Here is a 24,754-nt window from a genome sequence, read left to right as displayed (position 1 = left end):
AGCGGTGTTCTCTAAGGGGTGTTGTCAGTCTTGTGGGGTGCTCGCCGCGCACAGTGGCGCGGCAGCGCTATAAGCGTCGGCGAAAGGGATTGCCGGCTTGAACAGGCCGCGCCAGTCCGGCTGGCCAAAGGCGCGGTCGCTATGGCTGCGCATCAGCGTGTGGAATTGCTGCTGGGCCTGTTGCTGCAGGGCGCGGTAGTCCACACCTTGCACCTGGCCGTGCTGCATCACGCAGCGGCCGTCGATATAGCTGGCGATGCAGTCGTCGCCGCGACCGGCGAGGAGCAGGTTTTTCAGCGGGTCGAACAGCGGCCCGAGGTGCAAGCCGCCGAGATCGAACACCGTGATATCGGCCTTGGCTCCAGGCGCCAGACGGCCGAGGTCGTCGCGGCCGAGGGCCTGGGCGCCGCCGAGGGTGGCGGCGTTGTACATATCCAGTGCGCTGGTCTGTTCGGCGTTGCCTTCCATCAGTCGGGCGATGTTCAGGCCCTGGCGCATGTTGTCCAGCAGATCCGCCGGCCAGGTGTCGGTGCCCAGCCCCAGGTTGATGCCCAGCGCGCGGTAGCGGCCGAAGGAATTCAACGCTTCGCCATCGCGGGCGAATACCACCGGGCAGTGCACCAGGCTCGCGCCGCCGTCCACCAGGCGTCGCAGGTCGTCGTCGCCGCTGGTGTAGATGCCGTGGGGCAGCAGGCTGCGCGGACCGAGCAGGTCGAGTTGCTGCAGCCAGCCCAGCGGCGAGTGACCGCGTAGCTGCTGCACCAGCGCGTATTCGCCGGGGGACTGGCAGCAGTGCAGGCGCACTGGTGCATCCAGTTCGCGGCTGAGTGCAGCGGTGTGTTGCAGCAGGGCCGGGGTGCAGGTCTGGATACGGTCAGGCAGCAGGGCGCCACGAATCAGTCCATCGTGGGCGCCGTCGAAGTTGCGGAAGAAGCGTTCGGCGGCGTCCAGTCCGGTCAGGCCACGGGCTTCGTCCCAGTGCTGGGCCAGGCTGCCGTCGGCGCAAAGGTAGCTCATGCCACTCATGTAGCAGGGGCCGAGGTAGGCGCGCAGCCCCAGTTCAGCGGCTACGCCGGCCACGGCGGCGAACTCATCGTAGGTTTCGGCCCACTCGCGGTAGTACATGGAGGTGATCGGCATGGCGGTGGTGATGCCGTTGCGAATCAGCTGGGTGAAGGCGTAGCGGTACTTGAACACTTCTTCGTCGAAGGAGTAGCTCTCGCGCGGGCCGGTGGCGAGGTACTCCTCGGACCACATGCGCCCCATGCGGCGCTCGTCGCCGTTGTCCAGGGTGAGCACCGTGGAGTCGAGGTCGCCGAGTGCGTCGAGGTCAATGAAGCCGGGGCCGATCAGGGCGTTGCCATGATCGATCCATTGGTCGACCTCGCCAGGAAAGCCGCGGCCGACGAAGAGGATGCGCGCCCCTTCGAACACCACTTCGCCGTCGCGCCAGAGCACATGCTGGCGGCCATCGAAGCCGACCACGCAACTGGCTTTGAGGCCGATGCGCAGGGGCCGGTTCACAGACGGCTTTCCAGCAAGCGGCCGTGTTCGGCGATCAGCCGGCCGGCGCGATAGACCTGGCGCGGCGGCCGCGCGACCACGGCTTCGCCGAGGGTTTGCACCGGTAGCAGGAGGAAGTCGGCGTGCTGGCCGATCTCCAGGCCGTAGTTCATGCGCCCCAGGGCTTTGGCGCCACTCAAGGAGGCGGCGTCGAAGGCGGCGGCCAGTTCCTCGTCCTTGCACAGGTCGAAGCGGAAGGCCAGCAGCATGGCGCGCTCGAGCATGTCGCCGTTGCCCATGGGCGACCAGGCATCGCGGATGCCGTCGGAGCCGAGGCAAAGATTGACGCCGGTAGCGCGCAGATCGAGGAAAGGCGGCACGGCGCAGTCGGCCGGCGCCGAGCTCATCAGGGAGATGCCCAGGACGGCGAGGCGTTCGGCCAGCGGCCGCACCTGCGCCCAGGGCGCCATGCCCAGGCAGTAGGCGTGGCTGATCATCACCCGGCCCTGGCGCTGGTGGCGTTCGGTGTAGTCGGCGATGCGGGCGATCTGCCAGAGGCCCAGCTCGCCCTTGTCATGCAGGTGGATATCGATGCCGCGGTCGAACTCGCTGGCCAGCTGGAAGACGATCTCGAGCTGGGCGATGGGATCGTTGTCGATGCCGCAAGGATCGAGGCCGCCGACGTTCTCCACGCCCAGGCCCATGGCCTCGCGCATCAGCTCGGCGGTGCCGGGGCGGCTGACCAGTCCGGTCTGCGGGAAGACCACCAGCTCCAGGTCGATCAGGTCGCGATAGCGCTCGCGCAAGGCCAGCATGGCCTCGACATGGCGCAGGCCGAACTCGGGGTCGATATCCACGTGGCAGCGCATGGTCAGCGAGCCGCGGGCGATGCAGTTCTCCAGCAGGGCACCGGCGCGTTCGGCAATGGGCGCGTCGATTTCGCGCAGCACGCGGCGCTCGTTCGCGATGTAGTCCTTCAGCGTCGGCCCGGCGCTGTTGGGTCGCCAGGGCTGACCCCAGAGAGTCTTGTCCAGGTGGATATGGCTTTCCACCAGGGCCGGGGTCAGCAACTGCCCGGCGCCGTCGATATCGCCGGCGGCCAGTGGCGCATGAGAAGCCGGGCGGCGCTCGGCGATCAGGCCGTCGCCGATGAGAAAGTCTTCGGCCGCACCGCCAAAGGGGCGGACATTACGCAGCCAGTAGGAGTCAGCCATACAAACCTCGTTGAGAACGCGATGTACCCGTAGGGTGGGCTTCAGCCCACCGACGAGTTTGAAGGTGGGCTGAAGCCCACCCTACTTTGCTTAGCCGAGCTCAACCCTTGAGCTTGGACCAGATGCGGTCTTGCAGCTCGCGGGCCTTGTTGCTGCATTCTTTTTCCGGGCGCAGACGTGCGGCGTATTCGTCCGGCATGTTGATGGCGTCCATCACCTTCCACTTGGCTTCGAGCAGCTTGTCGCTCTCGATACCGTTGGCATAGGCAATGGAGTTGGACACGGCGGCGGCGTTTTCAGGCTTCATCATCCAGTCGATGAATACCTTGGCGTTGCCTGGATGCGGCGCGCTTTTGGGCACGGCGAAGTTGTCCTGGAACATGGCTACGCCTTCACGCGGGTAGACGTATTTGATGGTGCTCTTCTGCAGGGTGGCGCGGGCGGTGGAGCCGTTCCAGTTCTGCATCATGATCACTTCACCGGAGGCCATGCGGTCGACGGTATTGTCCGAGCTGTACATCTTCAGGTGTGGCTTCTGCTTCTCTAACAGCTCGAGGATGCGCTTGGCGTCTTGCGGGTTTTCACTGCACTCGTCGACGCCCAGGTAGTGGCTGGCCGCGTTGATCACGCTGCTCGAGGTATCCAGTGCAGCGAGCTGGCCGCTCAGCTCTGGGCGCGGTTCGAAGAACTCCTTCCAGGAATCGTCCAGCTTGCCGCCCGGCACCCGTGCGCTGTCGTAGGAGAAGCCGGTGGTGCCCCACAGGTAAGGCGCGGAAAACTTGCGGCCCGGATCGAAAGAGGGATCGCGGAAAGTCGGTTTCACGTACTGGAAGTTGGCCAGTTCCGGGGCGTCGATTTCCAGCAGCAGATCCTGCTCGATCAACGTGCGCATGATCGAGTGCGACGGCACTATCACGTCGTAGGCGGCGCCGCCAGCCTGCAACTTGGCCAGCAGGGTCTCGTTGCTGTCGTAGCCGTCCATGGTGACCTTGATGCCGGTCTCCTTTTCGAACTTGGTCAGGAGCTCGACCGGGTAATAATCGGTCCAGTTGTAGAAGAACAGTTGCTTGGGCTCGTCCGCCTGGGCGGAAAGGCTGGTGAAACAGCTCAGGGCGAAACCGGCCGCCCCGTAACGCAGTGCTTTCAACATCATCGTCTTACTCTCCGTGCAGGGAACATTACGAATAGAAGAATTGCGGACAGAAGAACTACGGATACAAGTGCTCATGGGTTTTCCGGCTTACCGCGCTGCCCCAGCCAGTAGGACAGCACGACCAGCACGATGGAGATCACCAGCATCAGGGTCGAGATCGCGTTGATCTCAGGGGTCACCCCGGCCTTGATGGCGGAGAAGATGTACACCGGCAGCGTGGTGGAGCCGGGGCCGGCGACGAAGAAGGTCATGATGAAATCGTCGAGGCTGACCACGAACGCCAGCACCGCGCCGGACAGCACTGCCGGCCAGAGCAGCGGCAGGGTTATACGGCGAAAGCTCTGCCAGGGATTGGCGTAGAGATCGTTGGCCGCCTCCAGCAGGCTCTTGTCCAGATCGTTCAGCCGCGCGCGGATTGGCAGGTAGGCGAAGGGGATGCAGAAGCCGACATGCGCGACTATCACGGTCAGCAGGCCGAGCTTGATCCCCAGCGCCATGAACAGCAGCAGGGTGGCCACGGCGGTGACTATCTCCGGCAGGATCAGTGGCAGGTTGATCCCGCCTTCCACCATCTTCTGCCCGTAGAACGGCTTGTAGGTCGCCAGCGCCGCCAGCAGGGCGATGGCGGTGGCACAGACAGTGGCTAGCCCGGCGACTATCACCGAGTTGAGCGCTGCGGTCTGGATCGACGGGTTGGCGAGGATGCGTCCGTACCAGGCGAAGGAGAACTCGGTCCAGACCGTCGCCGAACGGTTGGCGTTAAAGCTGTAGGCGATCAGCACGAAGATCGGCAGGTATAGATAGGCCAGGATCAGCAGGCTGGTTTCGCGGGTCAGCGGCAATTTTTTCAGGTGCTGGGCGATCATGCGACGGCTCCCCGGCGGACGGTTTTGGCCGCTTTGCGGCTGTAGAGGGCATAGAACACCAGGGCGAGCAGCATGATGCCGAGCAGCAGGAACGACAGTGAACTGCCCAGCGGCCAGTTGCGCGCGGTGCCGAACTGCTGCTGGATCAGGTTGCCGATCATCAGCGTCTTGCCGCCACCGAGGATCGCCGGGGTGATGAAGGCCCCCAGGCTCGGTACGAAGACCAGCAGCGCGCCAGCGATCACGCCAGGCATCGTCAGCGGCAGGATCACCCGGCGCAGCGCCTTCCAGCGGTTGGCGCCAAGGTCATAGGCGGCCTCAACCAGACGCCAGTCGAGCTTCTCCAGGGTCGAGTAGATCGGCAGGATCATGAATGGCAGGAAGCTGTAGACCAGGCCGACACAGACGGCGAAGTCGTTGTACAGCAGGGTGATGCCCCCCGCCTGGGGCAGCAGCGCGTTGAGGCTCTGGGCGATCCAGCCGTGTTCACGGAGGATGATCAGCCAGGCATAATTGCGGATCAGCAGGTTGGTCCAGAACGGGATGGTGATCAGCAGCACCATCAGGTTGCGCTGGCGCGGCGCCAGGCTGGTCATCCACAGCGCCACAGGGAAGCCGAACAGGAAACACAGCAACGTGGTGCCGCCGGCCTGACCGACCGAGCGCAGCAGCGCCTGGGCATAGACCCAGTTGAGCTCGAGATTGCCGTCGAAATCCTCCTGAAAGAACAGCTGCACATAGCTTTGCAGTTGCCAATCGGCCTGCCAGTCGACGCCACCATAGAGGTTGCGCGGCAGCAGGCTGATATAGCCCATGATCCCCAGCGGAATGGCGATCAGTGCCAGTAGCGTGAGCACGACCGGGCTCAGCAGTAGCAGGCGGCTCACGGCGGGTGAAGTGCTGCTAACGCTCATCTCAGGCCTCCATCAGCAGGCAGGCATGCGGCGGCAGATGCACGGCCACCGTCTCGCCAACAGCGCGGGCGCCGTTCAGGCCTTCGTTGCCTTCACGCAGCATGACTTTCACGTCGTTGCTCAGGCGGCACTGGTAGAGGGTCGCGGTGCCGACGTAGAGCACCGCCTCGATCACCCCGCGCAGATGGTGCGGCTGCGAGGGGTCGACCAGCTTGGAGCGCTCCGGACGGAAGGCCAGTTGTACCTTCGCCGGGTCGAGTCGGGCGGATGGATTGCAGGGGATCTGCACTGGCATGCCAGTCGGCTGGAACAGGCTCTCATTCTGCTCGCCGCGCTTGAGGCTGCCGGGGAGTAAGTTGATGTCGCCGATGAAGTGGGCGACGAAGGGGTGCTGCGGGCGCTCGTAGATATCGTTCGGGCTGCCGATTTGCAGGATCTTGCCGGCGGACATCACGGCGATGCGGTCGGAGAGGGTCAGCGCCTCCTCCTGGTCGTGGGTGACGAAGATGAAGGTGATCCCGGCCTCCTGCTGCACGCGTTTGAGCTCGACCTGCATCTCCTTGCGCAGCTTGAGATCCAGCGCCGACAACGGCTCATCCAGCAGCAGCACATCGGGCTTCGGCGCCAGGGCGCGGGCCAGGGCTACACGCTGCTGCTGGCCGCCGGACAGCTCGGACGGTTTGCGCCGTGCCAGGTGCTCCATCTGTACCAGGGCGAGCATCTCCTTGACCCGGCCGGGGATGACCGATTTTTCGCAGCCCTGCATCTCCAGGCCGAAAGCGATATTCTCCGCCACGCTCATATGCGGAAACAGCGCATAGCTCTGGAACACAGTGTTGACCCGGCGCTTGAACGGCGGCAGGTCGTTGACCCGCTGGCCGCCGATCAGGATGTCGCCCGAGCTGACGTGTTCGAAACCGGCGATGGCGCGCAGCAAGGTGGTCTTGCCGCAGCCGGAGGGGCCGAGGAGGGTGAAGAACTCGTTGTGGGCGATGTTCACCGAGACGTCATTCAGCGCCGGTGCCACCTCGGGATCGTCGGTGTAGCGCTTGGAGACGCGCTGCACCTCGATGGATGCTCTGTGTTCCAAAATGGTGCACTCCTCTTGTTTTTGTATGCAAAATTTGAATGCAATCTAGAAATACTCGGTTTATGCTGGCCGTGCAACTTCTTTTGCGCGGGTCGCTTTCCGGGCTCGCACTCAATGGGTTGCTCACTTAGTAGGGAGTCATGCATGGCAGAGAAGAATCCTGAAACCACGGTGGCGCGCGTCTACCAAGGGGTCTACGAGGCCATCAGCAAACGCAGCCTGCGCCCCGGGATGAAACTGGGGGAGGCCTCGCTGGCCGACCTGTTCCAGGTCAGCCGCACCTCGGTGCGCGCCGCCTTGAAGCAGCTAGAGGCCGATGGCCTGGTCTCGACTGCGCCGAATAAGGGGGCCTGGGTATCCTTGCCCAGCGACGCGGAGATCCGCTCGCTGTTCGAGACCCGCCGGCTGGTCGAGATCGGCATAGTCACCGAGCTCTGCCGGCGGCAGGACAGCGCGGTGCTGCAAGACCTGCGCGATCACCTCGCATTGGAAGAACAGGCGGCCAAGAGCGGCGACCACGCGCAATTCATCCGATTGCTTGGTGAATTCCATATCAAGTTGGCCGAGGCGCTGAACAATCCGGTGTTGCTGGACTGGTTCCGCAAGCTGATCTCGCGCGCCTCGCTGTACGCCGTCGCCCTGGATAACGAGAGCCATGACGCCTGCCGCGAGAACGAGCACCTGCGGCTGGTCGAGTTCATCGAGGCGGGCAACCAGAACGCGGCCATCGAGCTGACCTGCATGCACCTGAACGGCATCCAGCAGGCCATCCTGGACGTCGCCGCGACGCTCAAGTCCGCCTACCACCCGCTCAAGCACCTGATCGAGGCTTAAAGGTACAGGCGATGAAGATCCAACTGATCAACCCGAACACCAGCGCCGTCATGACCGCGACTATCGCCGCCGGGGCGCGGCGGGTGGCGCGAGCGGGTACCGAAGTCGTCGCCGTCACCAACGTGGCTGGACCGGCCTCCATTGAGGGGCACTACGACGAGGCACTGAGCGTACCCGGGCTGTTACAGGCGATTCGTCAGGGCGAGTTGGTGGGGGCGCAGGGTCACGTGATCGCCTGCTTCGGCGATCCGGGCCTGCTGGCGGCACGGGAGATCGCCCGCCAGCCGGTGATCGGCATCGCCGAGGCGGCCATGCACGTGGCCACCTGGGTCGCTACCGGCTTCAGCATCGTCACGACCCTCGGCCGTACCAAGGTCATCGCCCGCCATCTGGTCGAGCGTTATGGCTTCAACCAGCACTGCCGCGGCATCCATGCCGTCGAGGTGCCTGTGTTGGCGCTGGACGATAACCCGCAGGCGCTGCAACGAACCATGCGCGAGGCCTGCGCGAAGGCGCTGGCGGAAGACGAATCCGGCGCCATCGTGCTCGGCTGCGCCGGCATGAGCCACCTGGCCGAGGCATTGCAGCAGGAACTCGGCGTCCCGGTGATCGATGGCGTCAGTGCCGCGCTGAAAATCGTCGAACTGCTGGCGGAGCTGAACCTCAGCACCAGCAAGCTGGGTGATCTCGATTATCCGTTGGCCAAGCCTTACGCGGGCTTTCTCAAGTCCTTTGCGCTGGGCGCGGCGAGTCTGTAGAGGATTGCCGGAGGAGGGGGCTAAGTCGGCGACTTGAGCTTGCGACTGTCGTTAGCGGCGCAGAGGCACGATAACTACCGCCATACCGAAACGATTGAATACCCCGTTAAGCGTTTGCAGGGTGGGATTGCCTTCATCCTGCTCAAGCTGTCTGAGAGTGCGCAGAGAGATTTTGCACATAAGCGCAAATTGATCCTGGCCAAGCCGCGCGATCGGCATGACACCGAAGATATCCCGGCGATAGAACGTGCCTGCATGAGCTTCGCCGCGACGAGAGGCCTGCGCAGCCATTACCAGGCAACGCTTCCTGGAGATGAAGCCCGGCTGGTCTCGGCGGCGATCGACGCACAGCGGCTTAGAGGCTGAGCCGCAATCCGCGGCGGGTACCAAGTGCTTTCCCGTCGTAGACGCTGGATACCATCATCCCAGGCTGAGTCCGTCGTGGTCACCCACCAAGGTGTTGGTTTAGTAACAATGCGATCAGGGGCGTTCCGGCGTTGGTTCAATTCCAAATCAGTCAATTGTTGTGTAAATGGTAAAAGTCATTCTCTGAAACAACTGTTTTTCCGTTCATTGCTCCTCACTAAGATGGCCTCGAGTTCCAGAAGAGTCCTGTTTGAGGATCAAGATATGAAGCGTAGTCCGCTTGTTGCTGCCACTTTCTCTGCATTTTCCCTGCTTTTCGCACAACCCAGTCTTGCTGAAGAGTCCTCCACGTTTGTTGCGCGTAACGTCGCATTGCAACAACACGCCCAAAACGCTGCTCACGAGCAGGCCATCGCCAAACAGACCGCACCGTCCGAATCGGAGCAGGCAAAAACCAGCTCGGCCGAGTCCGCTCAGGACAGCTGAAACCGCTTCCGCGACCGTCGCGATAATCCGGCACAGAACAGTCAGGAGTGGGGCCAGGCCATGAAGGTCAAGGATTCAGTGTAATCGCCGTCTAATCAAAAGCAGCAGCAGCGACGCTGCAGAAAACCCTGCGCCGGCATAGAAAGCCACCGCGGCGCCGTAAACCTGCCAGAGCCAGCCGGCGATTACACTGGCCAGCAGCAACGCAATTCCGCTCACCAGATTGAATATGCCAAAGGCGGTGCCCTTGAGGTCGGCAGGTGTCGTGTCCGCTACCAGAGTCGCCAGAATGCCTTGGCTGAAACCCATGTGCAGTCCCCACAGGGCGACGCCGAGCAGAACCATGGCGACTGATTCGGCGTAGGCCAGCACCAGGTCGGCCAGGATCAGCAGCAGCAAACCGACACTCAGTAAGGCTGTGCGGCTGATGCGATCTGACCATTTCCCCACTGGGTAGGCCGACAGCATGTAGAACCCGGCCATCACTACCATGATCAGGGGTACCCAGGTGGCGGAGAATCCTAACTGTTGCGCACGTAACACCAGAAACGCCTCACTGAAGCGTGCCAGGGTGAAGGCTGCGCCTATCCCGACGACCCACCAGTAGGCCTTTGAGAATTGGCTCAAGGATTTCAGGTGGACGGGCGAGCGGAAGTGGTGTGGCGTGGCTTCGTGCTTCGGCTCACTAATCCCGAAAAAGACTAGTCCGACCGCCAGCAGTGCCGGAATCACTGCAAACCACAACACCAGCGAAATATCCTCGGCAAACCAAACCATCAGCAGGATTGCCAGGATCGGCCCCAAAAAGGCACCCACGGTATCCATTGACTGACGCAGCCCGAAACAGGCTCCGCGGATAGCCGGTGGGGCCACATCAGCGACTAGCGCGTCACGCGGAGCGCCGCGAATTCCCTTGCCTATCCTGTCCAGGATTCGGGCGGTAAAGACCATCTCCGCCGAGGCAGCCAGGGGAAACAACGGCTTAGTAAGCGCCGCCAGGCCATAGCCGAGCAGCAATAACCCTTTTCGACGACCGATGAAGTCGCTGATCGCCCCAGAAAAGACTTTAACGATCAGCGCTGTAGCCTCCGCCACCCCCTCGATCAGTCCAATGGTCAGCACGCTGACGCCCAGCGTACCCACCAGAAACAGGGGCAGCAGGCTATGTACCAACTCTGACGATAAATCCATGAACAAGCTGACGAATCCCAACGCCCAGACCGTACGCGGGATAGCTCGGCTCGAGGTGGCTGCAAGCACTTCCATATCCTTTACCTTGGTGTGGTTAAGCCGAGTGCTTTGCGATTATTCCTTGCGGTAGGCGTAAAAGAGATTCGGCTCGCTGACTACATGGAGATTGCGATCATTGTCTAGGGCTGCGCTCCAGCACCATTGCAACCTTGTGAAGGACAAAGACATAACGCTACCCCTTATTCATAGCATGGCTGAAGCAGCAGAGACCTTGCCTGATGAGCCGTGAAGAACCGTTGTTTGCTCGACTTGCCTCACTGCAACGCTGAGCCCTTATCACCTTTCGTGCCCCCGCGCCGGAAGGCTTCGTGCTCACTACGAAGTGAGGCTGGGAAAAGGTTTTGCGGCAATGGTTTCGCTGGCCTGCACGCCGCTTTGCATGTGCCGGTGCAAAACCTAATGTTGTTAGAGTCTGGTTTCAGGCGCGGAGGGTCCGGCCATGTTTCAGGCAGTGCTGCTCGATATCAGTGGGGTGCTTTACGAGGACGACCATCCCTTGCCTGGGGCGCTGCAAGCGGTGCGCACGCTGCAGGCCAAGGGGTACCCGTTGCGCTTGGTCACCAACACATCGCGGCAGGGCTCGGCGGCCATCCACTGGCAATTGACCGCCATGGGCTTCACCGTGCAGCCCGCGCAGATATTCAGTGCGCCGCAAGCCGTGCTCCGCCACGTGCAGGCACACGGGCTGCGGCCGTATTGCCTGATCCATCCGGGGCTCGAAGAGGAGTTCGCCGGGCTGCTCGATCAGCCGGAACCCAACGCCGTGGTGCTCGGCGATGCGGAGATGCGTTTTGACTACGCACACCTCGACCGCGCCTTCCAGTTGCTGATCGACGGCGCGCCGCTGATCTGCATGGGCGACAACCGTTACTTCCGCAGCCAAGGCGCCCTGCATCTGGACGCCGGCCCCTTCGTCCGCGCCCTGGAATATGCAGCCGGCAAGCCCGCGCTGGTGCTTGGCAAACCGTCCGCAGCGTTCTTTGCCAGCGCCCTGGACGACCTCGGGGTAAGTGCCGAAGACTCGCTGATGATCGGTGATGACGTCGTGGCGGATATCCAGGGTGCCCTGGCTGCCGGCCTGCGTGCCTGCCTGGTGCAGACGGGCAAATACCGCGCAGGCGACGAGCTGAACGCGCCATCGGCCTGGCTCGCCGCCGACCTGGCCGACGCGGTGGCGCGTTACTGCTGAAACGAGCATTGCGCGCCTCTCAGCGAGGTAGCCGGGAAGTACAACGGTGGAACACCGCTGCGCGGATTTTCCACCCTTCACGGAGCAGTGGGCACTGCACGGTGGACAACGCTCTTTTTGTCCACCCGCTTTTTAAACGCCCGCTTCGGGTCAAGTCGGAGCTGTCGCGACCGGCAGCATTCGACCCAATATAGGTAGTCCGTTCGTGAATTCGGTGGACAAGAAAGCGTTGTCCGCCAGGGCCATCTAGGCTACCTCGCTTCTCATATCTATCCTCGTTTAGCTTCATTTCACTCAGTTCTTTCAATGTTCGAAGGGCTAGCTCAACTGTTGCGATCTCGAAATCGTCTCTGTCGTATTCAACGTGGGTACCTTTGTTGAGGTATTTCCAAACGAGATTTGCTTCGGAAATGCCTATTAGTTTCCTCAGTCCGGTCAGTAAGGCTTCTTTCTCGGGCGACGTAAACGCAGGAACCTCAAGGCTTTTGCGTAGGGCAAGGGACAGCGTTCTGCTCCGCCTGCTCCGTAATGGCGGGTAGTTCGTCCGAGATGCCAGCGAACTCCTGCTGTAACAATCGGCTCACGAGTCCGGAGCGGCTTCGAGCCGCGGATGTCGTTGCGTGTACTTCGCGAAAATGAGCTTCGACCAAGTTTGCCGTTCGGCGGACATCAGGTGTCGCCCGGATATGCTCGTGGGCGAGCCATCCCAAAAATCTTCGATATTGCTCGTAGGTATTACTCATCCCTGTCTCCTCAGCATGTCCGCCCGCCTATAGCTGCGTACGGTGCTCAACACGATGAGGAGCGATTTGAGTTGCACCTTATGCGAGCGCTGCTTCATTTAAACATTAGGCAACCTGCATCGGGAGCGAACGCATATGCGCCAGATCGTGAGCAAAGAACCATGGTGGGCTGCGCCACCGAAACCTGGCCAGGATGAGTCTGAATTGGAGTGGGGATGGCTGGTGACGTACAGCGAGGGGGAGCCGAGGTTTGAGTTCGTGAAAGAGCGACCTTCGGAAGATGAGATCCGTAACCGTAAGAGCTGCAGGATCACTCCTCAGTAGGATTGATCAGACAGCTCATCCCGACACATCTGCTACTGCAGTAGATATTGATCGATCGGGTCGTGGAAGGGTCGTTGTGGTGATGTCGTTCGAGCTGGTGCGCCATTTCGTAGAACTGATGGGATCACCGATTTGCTGAACTCTGCCGCGTCAAAAAACAGGCTGGAAGTTTCCGGTCGATGCGCTGGTTGACTACTTTCATCCATCAGCGACCAACAAGCTAGAAACAATCACCTGGGCCACGAAACGGCTACGGCATAACCGAAGGGATACACGACACCGCGCAAGGCAAGTGAGGGGTATTTGCTTCCGTCGTCGCCGACCACCTTGCCATCCATGCTCTCGGCAACCACTGGCACGATCCACTCGTTCTTGTCTGGCGCGGCCCTACGAGTCCATGCCATCGAGTCAATATTTCTGGGTCAACACACTAGAGGGCGCGTCCCGATAAGGCCGTGAGGTGATTTAATTTAGATTAATCACTACGACCCCTTTGGTCGGATTTTCCGCGGATACTGGAGGCGGCATGAAAAGGTTATTTCTCATTCGCCATGCCAAGTCGAGTTGGGATGACGCTGCGCAGCCCGATAAAGACCGCCCATTGAACGATCGAGGCAGAAGTGACGCGCCGAAGATCGGAGAGCGATTGGCCAAGCGCGATGTGAAGCCCGATTTGATCCTGTCGAGCCCGGCTGTACGCGCGCTCGAGACGGCGGAGATCATCGCCAGGAAGCTCGATTACAGGCGCAAGGACATCGTCGTGGACGATCGGCTGTATGCCGTCGAGGCGGATGACCTGCTCGAGGTCATCCGCGAGCTTGGCGACCAGCTGAAGCTTGTGATGATCTTTGGCCACAACCCCGAGTTGGCCGAACTCGCGCAGCGCCTCTCAGGCGAGATCACCCAGATGCCGACGTGCGCCGTCGCCGAGTTCAGGTTCGATGCGAAGTCGTGGTCAGAAATCGGGAAGATCAAGCCCGCAAAAGTAGCGCTCGACTATCCAAAGAAATCGTAGGGGCGGCGCATCGCGTCAGTGCCTGGTCCGGGCGAGTCTTCCTCCGTGCGAAAGCGCAGCTTCCAGCACCTGGACGGAAGATAAGGGGCGTACCGATTTAGTTCAGATTAATCACTCCGCTCCCTTGAATTCCGGATCCCCAGATGCCGTTCCCGCTTGGGATCTTTCACCGAGAAAGAGGGCGGTTTCCACTTCCAGCATAAGCAACACCATCTCCGTTAACTCTGCGTCGGACTTTTGCTCCGCGTATATGTCATGGAGTGCTTTGGCGAAGGGAATGCGCAGGTCTTGGTTTTCTTCCCGGGTGGTTTCGTTGTATTGCATCAGTTCCCTGATGGCGCGCAGCACAGCAGCTTGCCACCGAGCGGTGGTTCTCGGACCATCGCTGGTGATTGCAAGCAATTTATCCTTCGTCAGCTGGCGAAGGGCCTGCTCCCGCAACGGCCTAAGCGGCCTTGGACTGCGGGTGCTCTTTGACATACCGGACGATATCCAGCGTTTCCTGCCGGAACTTCTCGTAATCGATCTGCTGGGCGTTAATAAAGGTACTGCCCATCATGGTCAGCGCCCCCATCAAGCTGGCTTCGGCAATTTCCTCGTCGCTCGCGCCAAATAAGCGCGCGGCTTCGGTATGGAACAGGGCGCAATACTTACAACGGGTCGCGCCGGACACTGCCAGACCTATCAATTCCTTGTACTTATTAGGAATCTTGGTCTCCGCCAGCCAGAAGTCCCGGGCCACGGTCCAGAACCCGCTCGCTCCGCCTTCCGGCATCTGCCTAATCCACTCCGGTACCAGACCTAGGGTCTGTTCAATTTCCCGATAGGTTGCCTGAATGGCCATTTAACACCTCCTTGCCTCTCTGGAGACATCTGCTTCAGAGATACAACTAGTCTAGTTCGCTAACGGTCATGCAAGAGCCGCCATCGGGACAACACCGGCAAAGAATTTAGAAGTGTCGTAGAAACAACAGGATAGTTTCAGATTTTTTGGGCGCAACGACGTGCCACTAAGTACCTGGAGTTATCAATCTTGGCGGGTTGGCTCAGAGACGGTAGAGGGGGCGTAGTGATTTAATTTGGATTAATCACTCCAGCCCCATTAGTTCCCTCATATACGCATTGTTAGAGGGCATTGCCAGCCTGCAAATAGCTGGCTAAGAATACGTTTTGTCGTGGCAAATGCTGCGTGATGAAAGAAAAGAGCAGGAATTAATAGTATTTCTCCGAGTAAGCCGCCGGCGACTGCCATAAACCCCGATTCAAACATTGCCATGACGCCACTGAAAAAAGGAATATAACGCCACCTAGCGCAAAGCCTCTGCGTGCTCGGGTCTGTTCATCGATGAAGCAGCATTGCAATCTGGGCAGCAACGAGCTTCAACATGAATTTCAGGGAGTACCCGGCGTAACTGGGCACGTCGCCCGGATGTCGGTGTTCTGAGGCTTAAATTTCGTTTGGACACGCATCTGCAAGGGTGGGACATCTCCCTCAAGCCGCGCTCGGCACATCCAATTATCACAGCAAGGAATGCCTCACAGTCGTCCGCTCCTCGCCGATCCATGCCTTTCGCGCACCAGCGGCGAAGATTGGATGGGGTTGGGCATGTCATGATGTAATCTCGGTTTATCGTCTTCACGAAGCTCTCCTTCATACCGTCGTTTGCCACTCTGAAATTGACGTTAAGAGGTGCTTTAAAACCAGAAGGGGGCGGTCAACGTTATGATCACCCTCAGTCTAATTTGCTATAATTAATCGACACTACCGATCTTTAATTTTTAGCCATAAGGAGGTTTGCCGTGTCAAAACTCGCTGAATTTCGTGCCGCCGAGAAGGCGCTACAAGAACAACTAGCCCAACTGGAAGCGTTGAAAAATGACTCCGGGCTGAAGAAAGAAATCGAGTTCGAAGAAAAGCTCAAAAACTTGATGCAGTCTTACGGCAAGAACCTGAGCGGAGTCATTGCCATCCTTCAACCCGCAGGTGCTCGCGCTAAACCTGTAAAGGCAACAGCAAGCGGTCGCCGTCCGCGAGTACTCAAGATTTATAAAAATCCGCAAACTGGTGAAGTGGTAGAAACCAAGGGTGGTAACCACAAAGTACTCAAGGCTTGGAAAGAGCAGTACGGCGCTTCCACTGTTGAGTCTTGGCTTCAAGCCTGATCGTTTTCGTCAGGCAAAAGTCGAGGCTTTGTTAAGTGTTGGCGATGCACTTGCGGTTTTGATTCGGGCTGAATTTTCTAGACATTCGCGGTAAAAACGCAAATTTTGGATGTTTTAGGGGGTACTTGACCCCATACCCAGATGGAGAGAATCGCTTGTCGCGCCTTACAGGAGGTCGGGCTTCTCCCAAGTTGATCTCTCGAGCGTTTTTACACACGCCGGGCCGAAAGCAGACACTCCCACGAGACAGCTGTCGGCCTTATACCGCAAGCGTATTTGCTGCAACGGGCCGAGTGGGCTCAGGCAATCGGCTCATCGTCCCGGATAAGGATGCATTTTCTGCCATTCTGATCCTCGCTGTAGTCGTGCACATAAAACATCACCACCGCTCCCAGTCCCGGCATGGTCGCAACATAGTCCCCAACTTCAGGCGCGAAGAATCTGGCCGACGCGGGTTTGGCTTCGCATTCGATGAAGGCGGTCATGAACGACGCTGGGTCGGCATCGCCAAAAAAATCGACGCGCTCCTCCTCATCCCATTCTTCTGGCGCCTGGAATGCACCAGTGAACAGGATTTTGGCATCGCCAAGGTCCTCTTCTTCCGCGTCAGGATCATGTTCGTTCGGCCTGTAAACTGTGCAGTCCTGTGCGTTTTTATCGCTCAGAATCGCCAACCGGGCAACGAGGCGCCTCTCTGGGTCAAGTTCGTTGGCTTTGCATATCTGAACCCATACTTCATCGTTGATGAGCTTTTGGTCGTTTCGGGGCACTTGGATCTCCGCTTTCATCGTTTCTGGTTGTAATTGCGAGGCACGGCAAAGATGGCAAGCCATTGCCCGAACTTATCTGGCAGCGCCAGTTTCGTAGAACCATCGACCGACCGCAATTGGCCGAAAGCAGCCATTCAAGACCTGCTAGCAGTGCTGCTGAAGAAGATCCATAAGCAGCGGAATGCCGTAGGACTCTCTGACGATGAGCCTTATGGCTGAACACATCCCAACGAGTACTAGTGGCCTGTGTGGCTAGTTCCATTAGTCAATTTCGGCGCCTGAAGCCCCGATACTGCGTTGCCGCTCCTCGCCATAGCCCAGCTATGACTCGTCACGGCGCCTGGTCTCAGGACTCCAGGCATCCGAACTTGAGTTAACCAACTAGCCGTACAGGCCACTAGGTACTGGGATTCTACTCTGGCGTGACTACTTCGAATTTTGGAGAGGGGGGCTGGGCAACGCCGGGCGCCTACTGCGTTTCGAGGCGGCACTGCGCAAGCTGGACTCAGCTTGCGCCTAGCGTCTGGATCGCAGCCGCCTGCGGCGTAACCCTGAGTGCTCCGGACCCAATCACATCCAGCCACGCTAGTCGCAAAGCCTCCCCCGGAAACATTTCCAGACGGGAATATCGGGGCTAATTGATTGGGGATTGGAAACGGATGGGTATCGATGCATTCGGCCCACATTACAAATAGATCTGCTTCGCTCCATCCTGCACCTGCTGCGCAGGTGCTGTGTCGCCGAGGAAGGAAACAGTTCAAGGGCGCACCACACCTCCCTGGGACTGCATACACTCGGCTTTCCCTTACCAGGCCTATGGCCGTTCGCTCTGTTGTAGCCTGGCCATGTTGTGCTTGATGACATCCATCACCGCAGCGGTCATCACCGAGGTGGAGACGCCGAACATCAGGATGCCATTGGCGGCCTCCAGCGGGCCGAGCAGGCGCCAGCGTGCGGACATGACGATATCGCCATAGCCCAGGGTGGCGAAGTTGACCCCCGAGTGATAAAGCGCGGTGGCAAAATCGCCGAATTCGCCGAGCAGCATGAACAGCGCGGCCCAGATGGCCATTTGCACGAAATTGCCGAGCAACATCAGCAGCATCACCATCGACAGCAACAGGATATCCAGCAATTGCGATTCGCGGCTTTGCTGGGCATGCCTGAAACGCACGTAGTGGCGCAGGCACATGGCTACGAAAATGGCCTGCAGCAGCAGGCAGAGCAACATCACGGGGAGGCCGGTCAGCAGGTTGAGCAGCATGGGTGACCTCTTCAGCAGGCATGTTGCCGCACGCGGCGGCGTTGGCGGCGTTGGTCGAGCAGGCGGACCATCAGGCAGGCATAGAGGGTAACGGCGATGAACAGCCCCATGCGCACGGCGAAGGCGGTGTAGACATCCTTGCCGGCGGCGCTGTCCTGCACCGACTGGCCGAGCAGGATGATCAGGGTAACCAGGGTATTGAGCCAGAAGCCAGGCGTCAGCCGGGTAGGGCTCAGAGCATAGAGCTTGCGCGCCAGCAGCAGGCCGAACAGCAGCATCCACAGGAAGAACATCCACAGGTGCGGCAGGATGCTGAGGGCGCCCCAGAACAGGATCGCCAGCAGGCCGCCGAGCAGGGTCGAACCGAGCAGCTCGCGGCCGGCATCGCGAGCCGTGGTGGTGCAGCTCTGTTGGCCGAGGCTGACCGACTTCATGATGATTGGCATGTAGCTGGCCGGATCGATCAGCGCCACTAGGAAGGCCGGCAGCACCACCAGGGCGGCGCGCAGCGCCACCCAGCCGGCTTCTTCGGCCAGCAGGGCTGGGGCGACCGGCAGGGCCGGAGCATTGGCCGGCTCGGGAAATAGCCAGTGGCTGAGGGCCAACACCAACACGGCGAGGAGCAGGCCCTTGACCAGGGCGTCGATGACCATGACCGCCAGGCCGAAGTCGGCGGTGCCGGCCGCGGAAATCATGGTCAGGCCGACCACCAGGAATGTCGCGGTCAGATTGTTGCCACCGCGCAAACCATAACGAAAGGCCAGGAAGAGGCACAGGCCGATCAGCAGCACACCGCTGAAGGGGTAGTAGCGCAGCAGCGGGATCAGCAGCAGGCCGCTGCCGGTGGTCAGCAGCACCATGAGCGTCAGGCCCAGCCCGGCCTTCAGGGGCAACGGCCGATTCAGCGAGGCCAGCATAAACAGCGCCAGCAACGGCGACAGGAAGGGAATCGGCAGGTCCAGGCCGAAGCTGGCGGCCAGGCACAGCGCGGTGCCGCTGGCCAGGCGCAGCGCACGCTGGCTGCGGGGCTCGCGTTCAATGGGCATTGGCGCTGTCAGTAGGCATAGGACAGCCAGCTCATCAGGCGTAGGAACAGGCGGCCCAGCGGGTTGAGCGGGTTGCCCTCGCGGGGAAAGGCCATGACTTCGGCCTGGCCGCCGACGCGGATGCCGCGCAGCTCGGTCAATTCACCCGGAGTGATTTCGACCACGACCGGAAAGCGCTGGGCCGGGCGCAGCCAGTCGCGGCTGTTCTGCACCGTCGGCAGGCTGCCGGGCGGCGTGCTCTCGCCGACGCTGACGCCATAACCGACGCTGCGCACACGACCTTCGAGTATCTTGCCAGGCAGGGCGTCCAGGACTATGGCAACCGGGGTGCCGGGCGCGACCTGGCCCAGGTTGTTCTCGGTCATTTCTGCACTGATCCATACGTCGTGGATGGCGATCAGCGTCATGACCGGGCTTCCGGCAGCGGCAAATTGTCCGGCATCGGTGCGCAGATCGGTGATCAGCCCGGCCGAGCGTGCCCGTACCCGGGTATTGGCCAGGTCCAGTTCGGCCTTTTCCAGGGCGGTGGCGGCGCTGCGCAGCTGGGCGTTATCTTCCTCGCTGCCGCCTTGCTGTTCACGTGCGCGTTGCACTTCGGCCCGGGCCGCGGCGACCTGACTGATGGCCTCCTCGCGAGTGGCGCGGGACACCTCGAGGCGGCGCAGGGAAATGGTGCCCGGATCTTCGCGGTACAGGCGCTCAAGGCGTTGGCTATCCTGTCGCGCCTTGAGTTCGTTGGCCTGGGCTGCGCGCAAGGATGCCTGCGCCGAGTCGATTCCGGCGGTGCTGGCGCCGATCTGTCGGCGTGTCGACTCGAGATCGGCGCGGGCACGATCGACGGCAATCTGATATTGCTGCTGATCTACCTCAAACAGGACTTCGCCGGCCTTGACGTCCTGATTGTTGCGCACTCGCACTTGGGTCACCCGCCCCGACACTTCCGCGGCCACCGGGACGACGAAGGCTTGCACCCGCGCCTGCTGCGTGTAAGGCGTGAAGCGGTCGGCTAGCAGATACCAGACCAGGCTCAGGCCGATCAGCCAGGCTACCCAGTTGATTCCCTTCCTTACCGGGTCGGCAGCGGGCGCTGGCAAGCTCGGTGGGGCGTCTGCGGAGTTCTGCTGGGTGTCACTCATCGGAACTTACCTTGTGCACAAGTGGGCTGGCGTCGGCGGCCGGACGGCTCGGCTCATCCAGCAGCTCGCCCCAGTCGGTGCGTTGCTGCATCTGTTGGCGGCTGGCCGGATCGACCAGCGGTTCTTCGCTGTACCAACCACCGCCAAGGGCCTTGTACAGGGCGATCAGGTTGCTCACGGCATTGCTACGGTTGACCAGGTAGGCGTCCTGCTGGGCGAATAGCGCCCGCTGGGCATCCAGCACGCGCTGGAAATCCGAGTAGCCTTCACGGTACTGGGCGTTTGCCAGGGTCAGCGAGCGCTCGGCGGCCAATGCCGCCTCATGCAGGATGCGCTCGCGCTCCAGGGACTTGATCAGGCCGCTGGCGGCATCGTCGGCCTCGCGCGCCGCCTGCCGTACGCCGTCCTGGTAGGCGACTATCAGTTGCTGCAGGCGGGCGTCCTGTACGCGCACGTTGTTCTTGATACGGCCATGGTCGAACACGTCCCAACGCAGGCTTGGGCCGCCGACGAGGTCCAGGGTGTCGGGGGCGCCGCTCAGCGTGGTGGTGGACCAGACGATACTGCCCAGCAGGCTCAGCGAAGGGTACAGATCGGCCTCGGCCACGCCGATGAGTGCAGACTGGGCGGCAACCTGCAGTTCGGCTGCACGTATATCCGGACGGCGCAACAGCAGGTTGGCGGGTACGTCTTGCAGCGCCGCGCGGTCAATCAGCGGGATCAGCCCCTCCTTCTCCGCCAGCTCCGGGAGCGAGCCGGGGGGACGGCCAATCAGCACGGACAGGGCATTGCGGGTGCGCAATACCTGGCTTTCAAAGTCGGGAATGCTGCTCAGGGTGCTCAGGTACTGGGTCTTGGCCTGTTGCAGGTCGAGCTCGGCACTCTCGCCGCTGTTGAACAGCCGCTCGGTGATCTCATAGCTGCGCTTTTGCAACCGAGCGTTGTCGCGAGCGATGCGCAGGCGCGCCTCGGCGGTGCGCAGGGCGAAGTAGCTGTCCGCCATCTGCGCGCGCAGCAACACCAGTACGTCCTCATGGTTGGCCTGGGCGGCAAAGTAGGCAGCATCGGCCGACTCGATGGCGCGGCTGAAGCGCCCCCAGAAATCCAGCTCCCAGCCGATGTCGAAGCCGGCGCTGTGTTGCCAGGAATGGCTGTCCTGCGGGTTGCGCCCACCGGACTGGTTACGGTCCAGGTACAAACTATCGGCGCTGACCTGCTGCAGTTGCGGGTAACGGCCACTCTGGGCGATGCCCAGTTGGGCGCGGGCTTCCATCACCCGCAAGCCGGCAATCTTCAGGTCCGGGTTGTGGGCATCTGCTTCGGCAATCAGACGGTCGAGGATCGGGTCGGCGAAGACTTGCCACCACTGCAGGGTGTCGGGTTGTGGTCGCTGCTGGCTGGCCTGCTCGATAGCCGGGCTGTTCCAGTGTTCGACCCATGCTTCACCTGGCGCTTGGAAGTCCGGCCCGAGACGCACGCAACCGCTAAGGCAAAGTGCGCCAAGCAGGAGTAACCGGCCCGGGCGAAGAGTGCGCAACATAAGGACGCCCGCGACCGCATCAAGTCTGCTTCTGCTCGCTTGGCTCGTCACCCTGCGGCTGGTCTTCTACCCACTGCCAAAACAGCTGGTAACCGACCGCTAGAACAACCGGGCCGATGAACAGACCAATGATGCCGCTGGTGACCATGCCGCCCAGGGCGCCGATCAGTATCACCGGCATCGGTACATCGACGCCGCGACCCAGCAGCAGCGGCTTGAGCACGTTGTCGGCCATGCCGGCAACGAGGCTGTAGATGGCGAAGATTATGGTCGCCACACTGGCCCCCTCGGTGGCAAAGACGTAACCGATCACCGGAAGGGAAATCAGCACCACTGGCAGCTGCATGATGCCAAGCAGCAGCGCGGCCAGGGCCAGCAGGCCGGCGCCGGGAATACCCATGACCACAAAGCCGACGCCGACCAGAAGCATTTGGATAAAGGCAATACCGACCACGCCCTGGGCTACTGCGCGAATGGTGGCGGTGCACAGCGTGGCGATTCGCGGCCCCCTGTCCGGGCCGGAGATGCGCGAGGCGATCAGTACCGCGCTGCGGCTGCCGTTGTCGCCATAGGCCATAAAGATGCCCGCGATGATCAAGGCAAAGATGAACATCAGGAGGCCCACACCGACGCCGGCGAGCTTGCCCAGCAGGCTCAAGCTGGCGCCTTTCAGATAGGGCAGGAGTTTTTTCAGCACGCCGGTCAGGTCGGTGGCGGCCTGCAGCCAGAAGTCGTACAGGGTCTGACCCACCAGTGGCCAGCTGGCCACCGATTCGCCCGGCGGCGGGATATGGAAACTACCAGTCTTGACCATGGCCAGGGCATTCTCCACCGAGTCGGCTATCGAGGTGCCCAACAGGTAGATTGGCACCATGAGGATGCCGATGGCGATCAGCACGATCAGCGTCGCGGTGCGCCCCTCATTGTTACCCAGCTTGCCCTTGAGCCTGCCTTGCAATGGGTAGAGGGTGATCGCCAGGATCAGCGACCAGAGCATCAGGTCGAGGAATGGGTGAAAGATCTGGAAGCAGAAAATCACCAGAACGGCGATCAGCCCGGCACGAATCAGTACATCGAGCAGACCACGGGACAGCGCCTTTTCGGAAGTGAGCGTGGGCAACATCGATTATCTCCTTGCAGGTCGCCGCAAAGCTGTGAAGTCGGTAAGCCCAGCATAGTCGCTCAACAGGCGATCGTTTTGAGCCGGTCGGGTGGCCGCGGAAGTGGTCATCCCCTATGCAAATGCGTGGTCACATCGAATGCAAAGCCTTAACGCACATTGACGCGGTGCCAGTGACCATAGCTCTCGGGCAGTCACCCCTCGATCGCTGACTTTACCGGGCAGCAGATCCTTGATGCGTCCCGACTGATCGTCTCGCAGCCAACAGCGGATCATCCATTACCCCAAAAGACGACGAGGGCAGTGGGCGACGATACTGGCAACAAATTGAGAACGCCCCCTAGCGAAGGCGCAAACGCCAGCAACACCCTCGAAGCTAACTCAGCCAAACGCAGCTAAGGGGGGTAGTGATGCATCTTAATAAAACACTACGCCCCCCTAATCGCTCGGCTATGATTCTGGGGGCTCCGCCCCGCCGATGGCGGTCGCCACGGCCCTGCGTCTAGACCCGCTTTTTCTTCCGTGGGAGAAGCGTCATGCGTGTTTGCCATTGCTTCAGCGCAATCTTGCTCACCGTGCTGGCCCTGTCCGGCTGTTCGGACGAGGACAAGCCCCCCGCCACGAAGGCGTTGGCCGCCCCCGCAGCGGGCGTAGCAGGCGCTGCGCCCACACCTGCACCCACACCCACACCGGAACCGGCACCGACAAAGCCGGCCGAGGCCGTGTTCGGGCCTGAGGAACTCGATCAGATGCTGGCGCCGCTGGCCCTGTATCCAGACGCGCTGCTGGCCCAGGTGCTTATGGCGGCAACCTATCCGGGCGATGTCGCCGACGCTGCGGCTTGGTCCAAGGCACATCCGGACAGCAGCGGTGACGCCGCCGTGCGTCAGGTCGCGAACGAGCCCTGGGATCCAAGCGTGCAATCGTTGGTCGCCTTCCCAGCAGCGCTGGCCACCTTGGGCCAGGACCCGACCTGGGTGCAGCGCGTGGGCGATGCCTTTCTCGCACAGCCCGACGCTGTGATGGATTCCGTGCAACGCCTGCGCCGACAGGCGCAAGCTGCCGGCAACCTCGAATCCAACGAGCAGCAGCGTGTCACCGTGCAGCCGGCCGCTCCGGCACCAGCCAACTCGACCGTGGTGGTGCAGCAGCCCGCAGCCACACAGACCATCATCATTGAGCCGGCCCAGCCGCAGACCGTCTACGTGCCTAGCTATAACCCGAGCGTGGTCTACGGCACTTGGCCCTATCCGTCTTACCCGCCGGCGTACTACCCACCGCCGCCGGGTTACTACGTTGGCACCGCTCTCGCCGCCGGCCTGGCCTTCGGCGCGGGTGTGGCGATCGTCAATTCGCTTTGGGGCGACTGCAACTGGGGCCGTGGCGATGTCGACATCGACGTCAACCGCTACAACAACATCAACGTCAATCGTCAGATCAACGCCAATCAAAACACTTGGAAGCACAACTCGGTCAACCGCGACGGCGTGCCTTACCGCGACCGCGTTAATCGCGAGCAGAGTGGCCGACGCCTGGCCGGCGCCGAACAGCGTGACGCTTTCCGCGGCCACGATCCGGCGCGAGCCTCCGAGCGCGAGCGCGCCCGCCAGTCGCTTACGCAGCGCGGCATCGAATCCCCGGCCACCAGCAACCGCCAGGCGCGCGAACGGGCCCAGACCGCGAGCCGCGAGCTGCGCAAGGAGCCCCAGGTGCGCAAAGAACCCCAGGTGCGCCAACGCGCGCAGGTCAGCGAGCAGAAGCGCCAGCGCGTGCAAAACAATCCGCAGGTCCGCCAGAACGCGCGTCAGCAGCACACCAGCGCGCAGGGGCCGCGCAACAATGCCTTTTCCGGCGCCCGCAATCCTTCATCGTCACGAGTGCAAGCCAGCCGCGGCCAAGCCAGTCGCGCCGCCGCTAGTCGGCCGCAGGCGGCACGTAGCGGCGGCCATGCCGTGCAACGCCCCGCCCGGGCACCGTCTCGCGGCGGTGGTGGTCGGCGCTGACAGGAG

At 61.4% G+C, this 24,754-nt stretch carries 25 protein-coding genes; 9 read left to right on the top strand and 16 right to left on the bottom strand.

Translation table 11 applies throughout. The features are described 5' to 3' along the window. Positions 1-24 precede the first annotated feature (24 nt). The 6 genes from D3879_RS15370 to D3879_RS15345 form a co-directional block, all read right to left on the bottom strand. Positions 25-1,524: an amidohydrolase family protein gene (locus tag D3879_RS15370; RefSeq protein WP_119955177.1), complete on the bottom strand. Its 1,500-nt coding sequence runs from the start codon at positions 1,522-1,524 to the stop codon at positions 25-27. Then, positions 1,521-2,717 (bottom strand): amidohydrolase family protein, encoded by a 1,197-nt coding sequence (locus D3879_RS15365; protein ID WP_119955176.1) that lies wholly within the window; start codon positions 2,715-2,717, stop codon positions 1,521-1,523. Before D3879_RS15365 ends, D3879_RS15370 begins: the two co-directional genes overlap by 4 nt. Before the next feature lie 100 nt (positions 2,718-2,817). Further along, complete coding sequence (locus D3879_RS15360) at positions 2,818-3,870, bottom strand: extracellular solute-binding protein (protein WP_119955175.1); 1,053 nt, start codon at positions 3,868-3,870, stop codon at positions 2,818-2,820. 71 nt (positions 3,871-3,941) lie between these two features. Then, positions 3,942-4,736 (bottom strand): ABC transporter permease, encoded by a 795-nt coding sequence (locus tag D3879_RS15355; protein ID WP_119955174.1) that lies wholly within the window; start codon positions 4,734-4,736, stop codon positions 3,942-3,944. Further along, a complete protein-coding gene (locus D3879_RS15350; RefSeq protein WP_119955173.1) occupies positions 4,733-5,650 on the bottom strand; it encodes an ABC transporter permease in 918 nt (305 codons plus the stop codon). The genes D3879_RS15355 and D3879_RS15350 overlap by 4 nt, the downstream gene beginning before the upstream one ends. Position 5,651: 1 nt before the next feature. Then, positions 5,652-6,740: an ABC transporter ATP-binding protein gene (locus D3879_RS15345; protein ID WP_119955172.1), complete on the bottom strand. Its 1,089-nt coding sequence runs from the start codon at positions 6,738-6,740 to the stop codon at positions 5,652-5,654. Positions 6,741-6,884: 144 nt separating this feature from the next. On the opposite strand from D3879_RS15345, the gene D3879_RS15340 reads away from it, so the two are divergent. The 4 genes from D3879_RS15340 (at position 6,885) to D3879_RS15320 (ending at position 9,184) form a co-directional block, all read left to right on the top strand. After that, entirely contained in the window at positions 6,885-7,574 is a 690-nt protein-coding gene (locus tag D3879_RS15340; RefSeq protein ID WP_119955171.1) for a GntR family transcriptional regulator, read from the top strand. An 11-nt stretch (positions 7,575-7,585) separates the two neighbouring features. Next, positions 7,586-8,332 carry an aspartate/glutamate racemase family protein gene (locus D3879_RS15335; RefSeq protein WP_119955170.1) on the top strand — a complete coding sequence of 249 codons (747 nt, stop codon included), beginning with the start codon at positions 7,586-7,588 and terminating at the stop codon, positions 8,330-8,332. 33 nt (positions 8,333-8,365) lie between these two features. Then, positions 8,366-8,698: a hypothetical protein gene (locus D3879_RS27885; RefSeq protein WP_420800929.1), complete on the top strand. Its 333-nt coding sequence runs from the start codon at positions 8,366-8,368 to the stop codon at positions 8,696-8,698. A gap of 264 nt (positions 8,699-8,962) precedes the next feature. Next, entirely contained in the window at positions 8,963-9,184 is a 222-nt protein-coding gene (locus D3879_RS15320; RefSeq protein WP_119955169.1) for a hypothetical protein, read from the top strand. 75 nt (positions 9,185-9,259) lie between these two features. On the opposite strand, the gene D3879_RS15315 is transcribed toward D3879_RS15320, so the two are convergent. Then, the gene (locus tag D3879_RS15315; RefSeq protein WP_119955168.1) at positions 9,260-10,450 is read right to left on the bottom strand and encodes an MFS transporter; all 1,191 of its coding nucleotides are present in this window, start codon (positions 10,448-10,450) and stop codon (positions 9,260-9,262) included. A gap of 39 nt (positions 10,451-10,489) precedes the next feature. Then, positions 10,490-10,603: an SdiA-regulated domain-containing protein gene (locus tag D3879_RS27880; protein ID WP_119955167.1), complete on the bottom strand. Its 114-nt coding sequence runs from the start codon at positions 10,601-10,603 to the stop codon at positions 10,490-10,492. A gap of 271 nt (positions 10,604-10,874) precedes the next feature. Here D3879_RS27880 and D3879_RS15305 point away from each other — a divergent pair, with 271 nt between their 5' ends. The 3 genes from D3879_RS15305 to D3879_RS15290 all read left to right on the top strand — a co-directional run bounded on the left by D3879_RS15305 (position 10,875) and on the right by D3879_RS15290 (position 13,706). Further along, entirely contained in the window at positions 10,875-11,624 is a 750-nt protein-coding gene (locus tag D3879_RS15305; RefSeq protein WP_119955166.1) for a TIGR01458 family HAD-type hydrolase, read from the top strand. A gap of 878 nt (positions 11,625-12,502) precedes the next feature. Continuing rightward, a complete protein-coding gene (locus D3879_RS27100) occupies positions 12,503-12,691 on the top strand; it encodes a hypothetical protein (RefSeq protein ID WP_119955164.1) in 189 nt (62 codons plus the stop codon). Positions 12,692-13,217: 526 nt separating this feature from the next. Continuing rightward, positions 13,218-13,706: a SixA phosphatase family protein gene (locus tag D3879_RS15290; protein WP_119955163.1), complete on the top strand. Its 489-nt coding sequence runs from the start codon at positions 13,218-13,220 to the stop codon at positions 13,704-13,706. A gap of 111 nt (positions 13,707-13,817) precedes the next feature. Here the strand turns inward: D3879_RS15290 and D3879_RS15285 are convergent, their stop codons facing one another. Continuing rightward, a complete protein-coding gene (locus D3879_RS15285; protein WP_238474262.1) occupies positions 13,818-14,108 on the bottom strand; it encodes a hypothetical protein in 291 nt (96 codons plus the stop codon). 43 nt (positions 14,109-14,151) lie between these two features. Then, positions 14,152-14,550 (bottom strand): carboxymuconolactone decarboxylase family protein, encoded by a 399-nt coding sequence (locus D3879_RS15280; RefSeq protein WP_119955161.1) that lies wholly within the window; start codon positions 14,548-14,550, stop codon positions 14,152-14,154. A 956-nt stretch (positions 14,551-15,506) separates the two neighbouring features. On the opposite strand from D3879_RS15280, the gene D3879_RS15275 reads away from it, so the two are divergent. Beyond that, positions 15,507-15,869: a histone-like nucleoid-structuring protein, MvaT/MvaU family gene (locus D3879_RS15275; RefSeq protein ID WP_119955160.1), complete on the top strand. Its 363-nt coding sequence runs from the start codon at positions 15,507-15,509 to the stop codon at positions 15,867-15,869. 299 nt (positions 15,870-16,168) lie between these two features. Here D3879_RS15275 and D3879_RS15270 read toward each other — a convergent pair whose 3' ends face one another. The 6 genes from D3879_RS15270 to D3879_RS15245 form a co-directional block, all read right to left on the bottom strand. Next, on the bottom strand, positions 16,169-16,591 hold the full coding sequence (locus tag D3879_RS15270) for a hypothetical protein (RefSeq protein WP_119955273.1): 423 nt from the start codon (positions 16,589-16,591) through the stop codon (positions 16,169-16,171). An 862-nt stretch (positions 16,592-17,453) separates the two neighbouring features. Then, positions 17,454-17,903: a potassium channel family protein gene (locus D3879_RS15265; RefSeq protein ID WP_119955159.1), complete on the bottom strand. Its 450-nt coding sequence runs from the start codon at positions 17,901-17,903 to the stop codon at positions 17,454-17,456. 11 nt (positions 17,904-17,914) lie between these two features. After that, positions 17,915-18,949 carry a DUF2955 domain-containing protein gene (locus D3879_RS15260; RefSeq protein WP_119955158.1) on the bottom strand — a complete coding sequence of 345 codons (1,035 nt, stop codon included), beginning with the start codon at positions 18,947-18,949 and terminating at the stop codon, positions 17,915-17,917. 8 nt (positions 18,950-18,957) lie between these two features. Then, a complete protein-coding gene (locus tag D3879_RS15255) occupies positions 18,958-20,085 on the bottom strand; it encodes an HlyD family secretion protein (protein ID WP_119955157.1) in 1,128 nt (375 codons plus the stop codon). Beyond that, the gene (locus D3879_RS15250) at positions 20,078-21,625 is read right to left on the bottom strand and encodes an efflux transporter outer membrane subunit (RefSeq protein ID WP_119955156.1); all 1,548 of its coding nucleotides are present in this window, start codon (positions 21,623-21,625) and stop codon (positions 20,078-20,080) included. The genes D3879_RS15255 and D3879_RS15250 overlap by 8 nt, the downstream gene beginning before the upstream one ends. A gap of 19 nt (positions 21,626-21,644) precedes the next feature. After that, positions 21,645-22,748: an AI-2E family transporter gene (locus D3879_RS15245; RefSeq protein WP_119955155.1), complete on the bottom strand. Its 1,104-nt coding sequence runs from the start codon at positions 22,746-22,748 to the stop codon at positions 21,645-21,647. Between the two features lie 533 nt (positions 22,749-23,281). On the opposite strand from D3879_RS15245, the gene D3879_RS15240 reads away from it, so the two are divergent. Further along, a complete protein-coding gene (locus D3879_RS15240; protein ID WP_119955154.1) occupies positions 23,282-24,748 on the top strand; it encodes a DUF3300 domain-containing protein in 1,467 nt (488 codons plus the stop codon). Positions 24,749-24,754 lie beyond the last annotated feature (6 nt).

This window comes from Pseudomonas cavernicola, assembly GCF_003596405.1.
Lineage (GTDB): Bacteria > Pseudomonadota > Gammaproteobacteria > Pseudomonadales > Pseudomonadaceae > Aquipseudomonas > Aquipseudomonas cavernicola.
The sequence above is the reverse complement of the archived record's forward strand: the minus strand, read 5'-3'. Positions and strand labels throughout refer to the sequence as shown.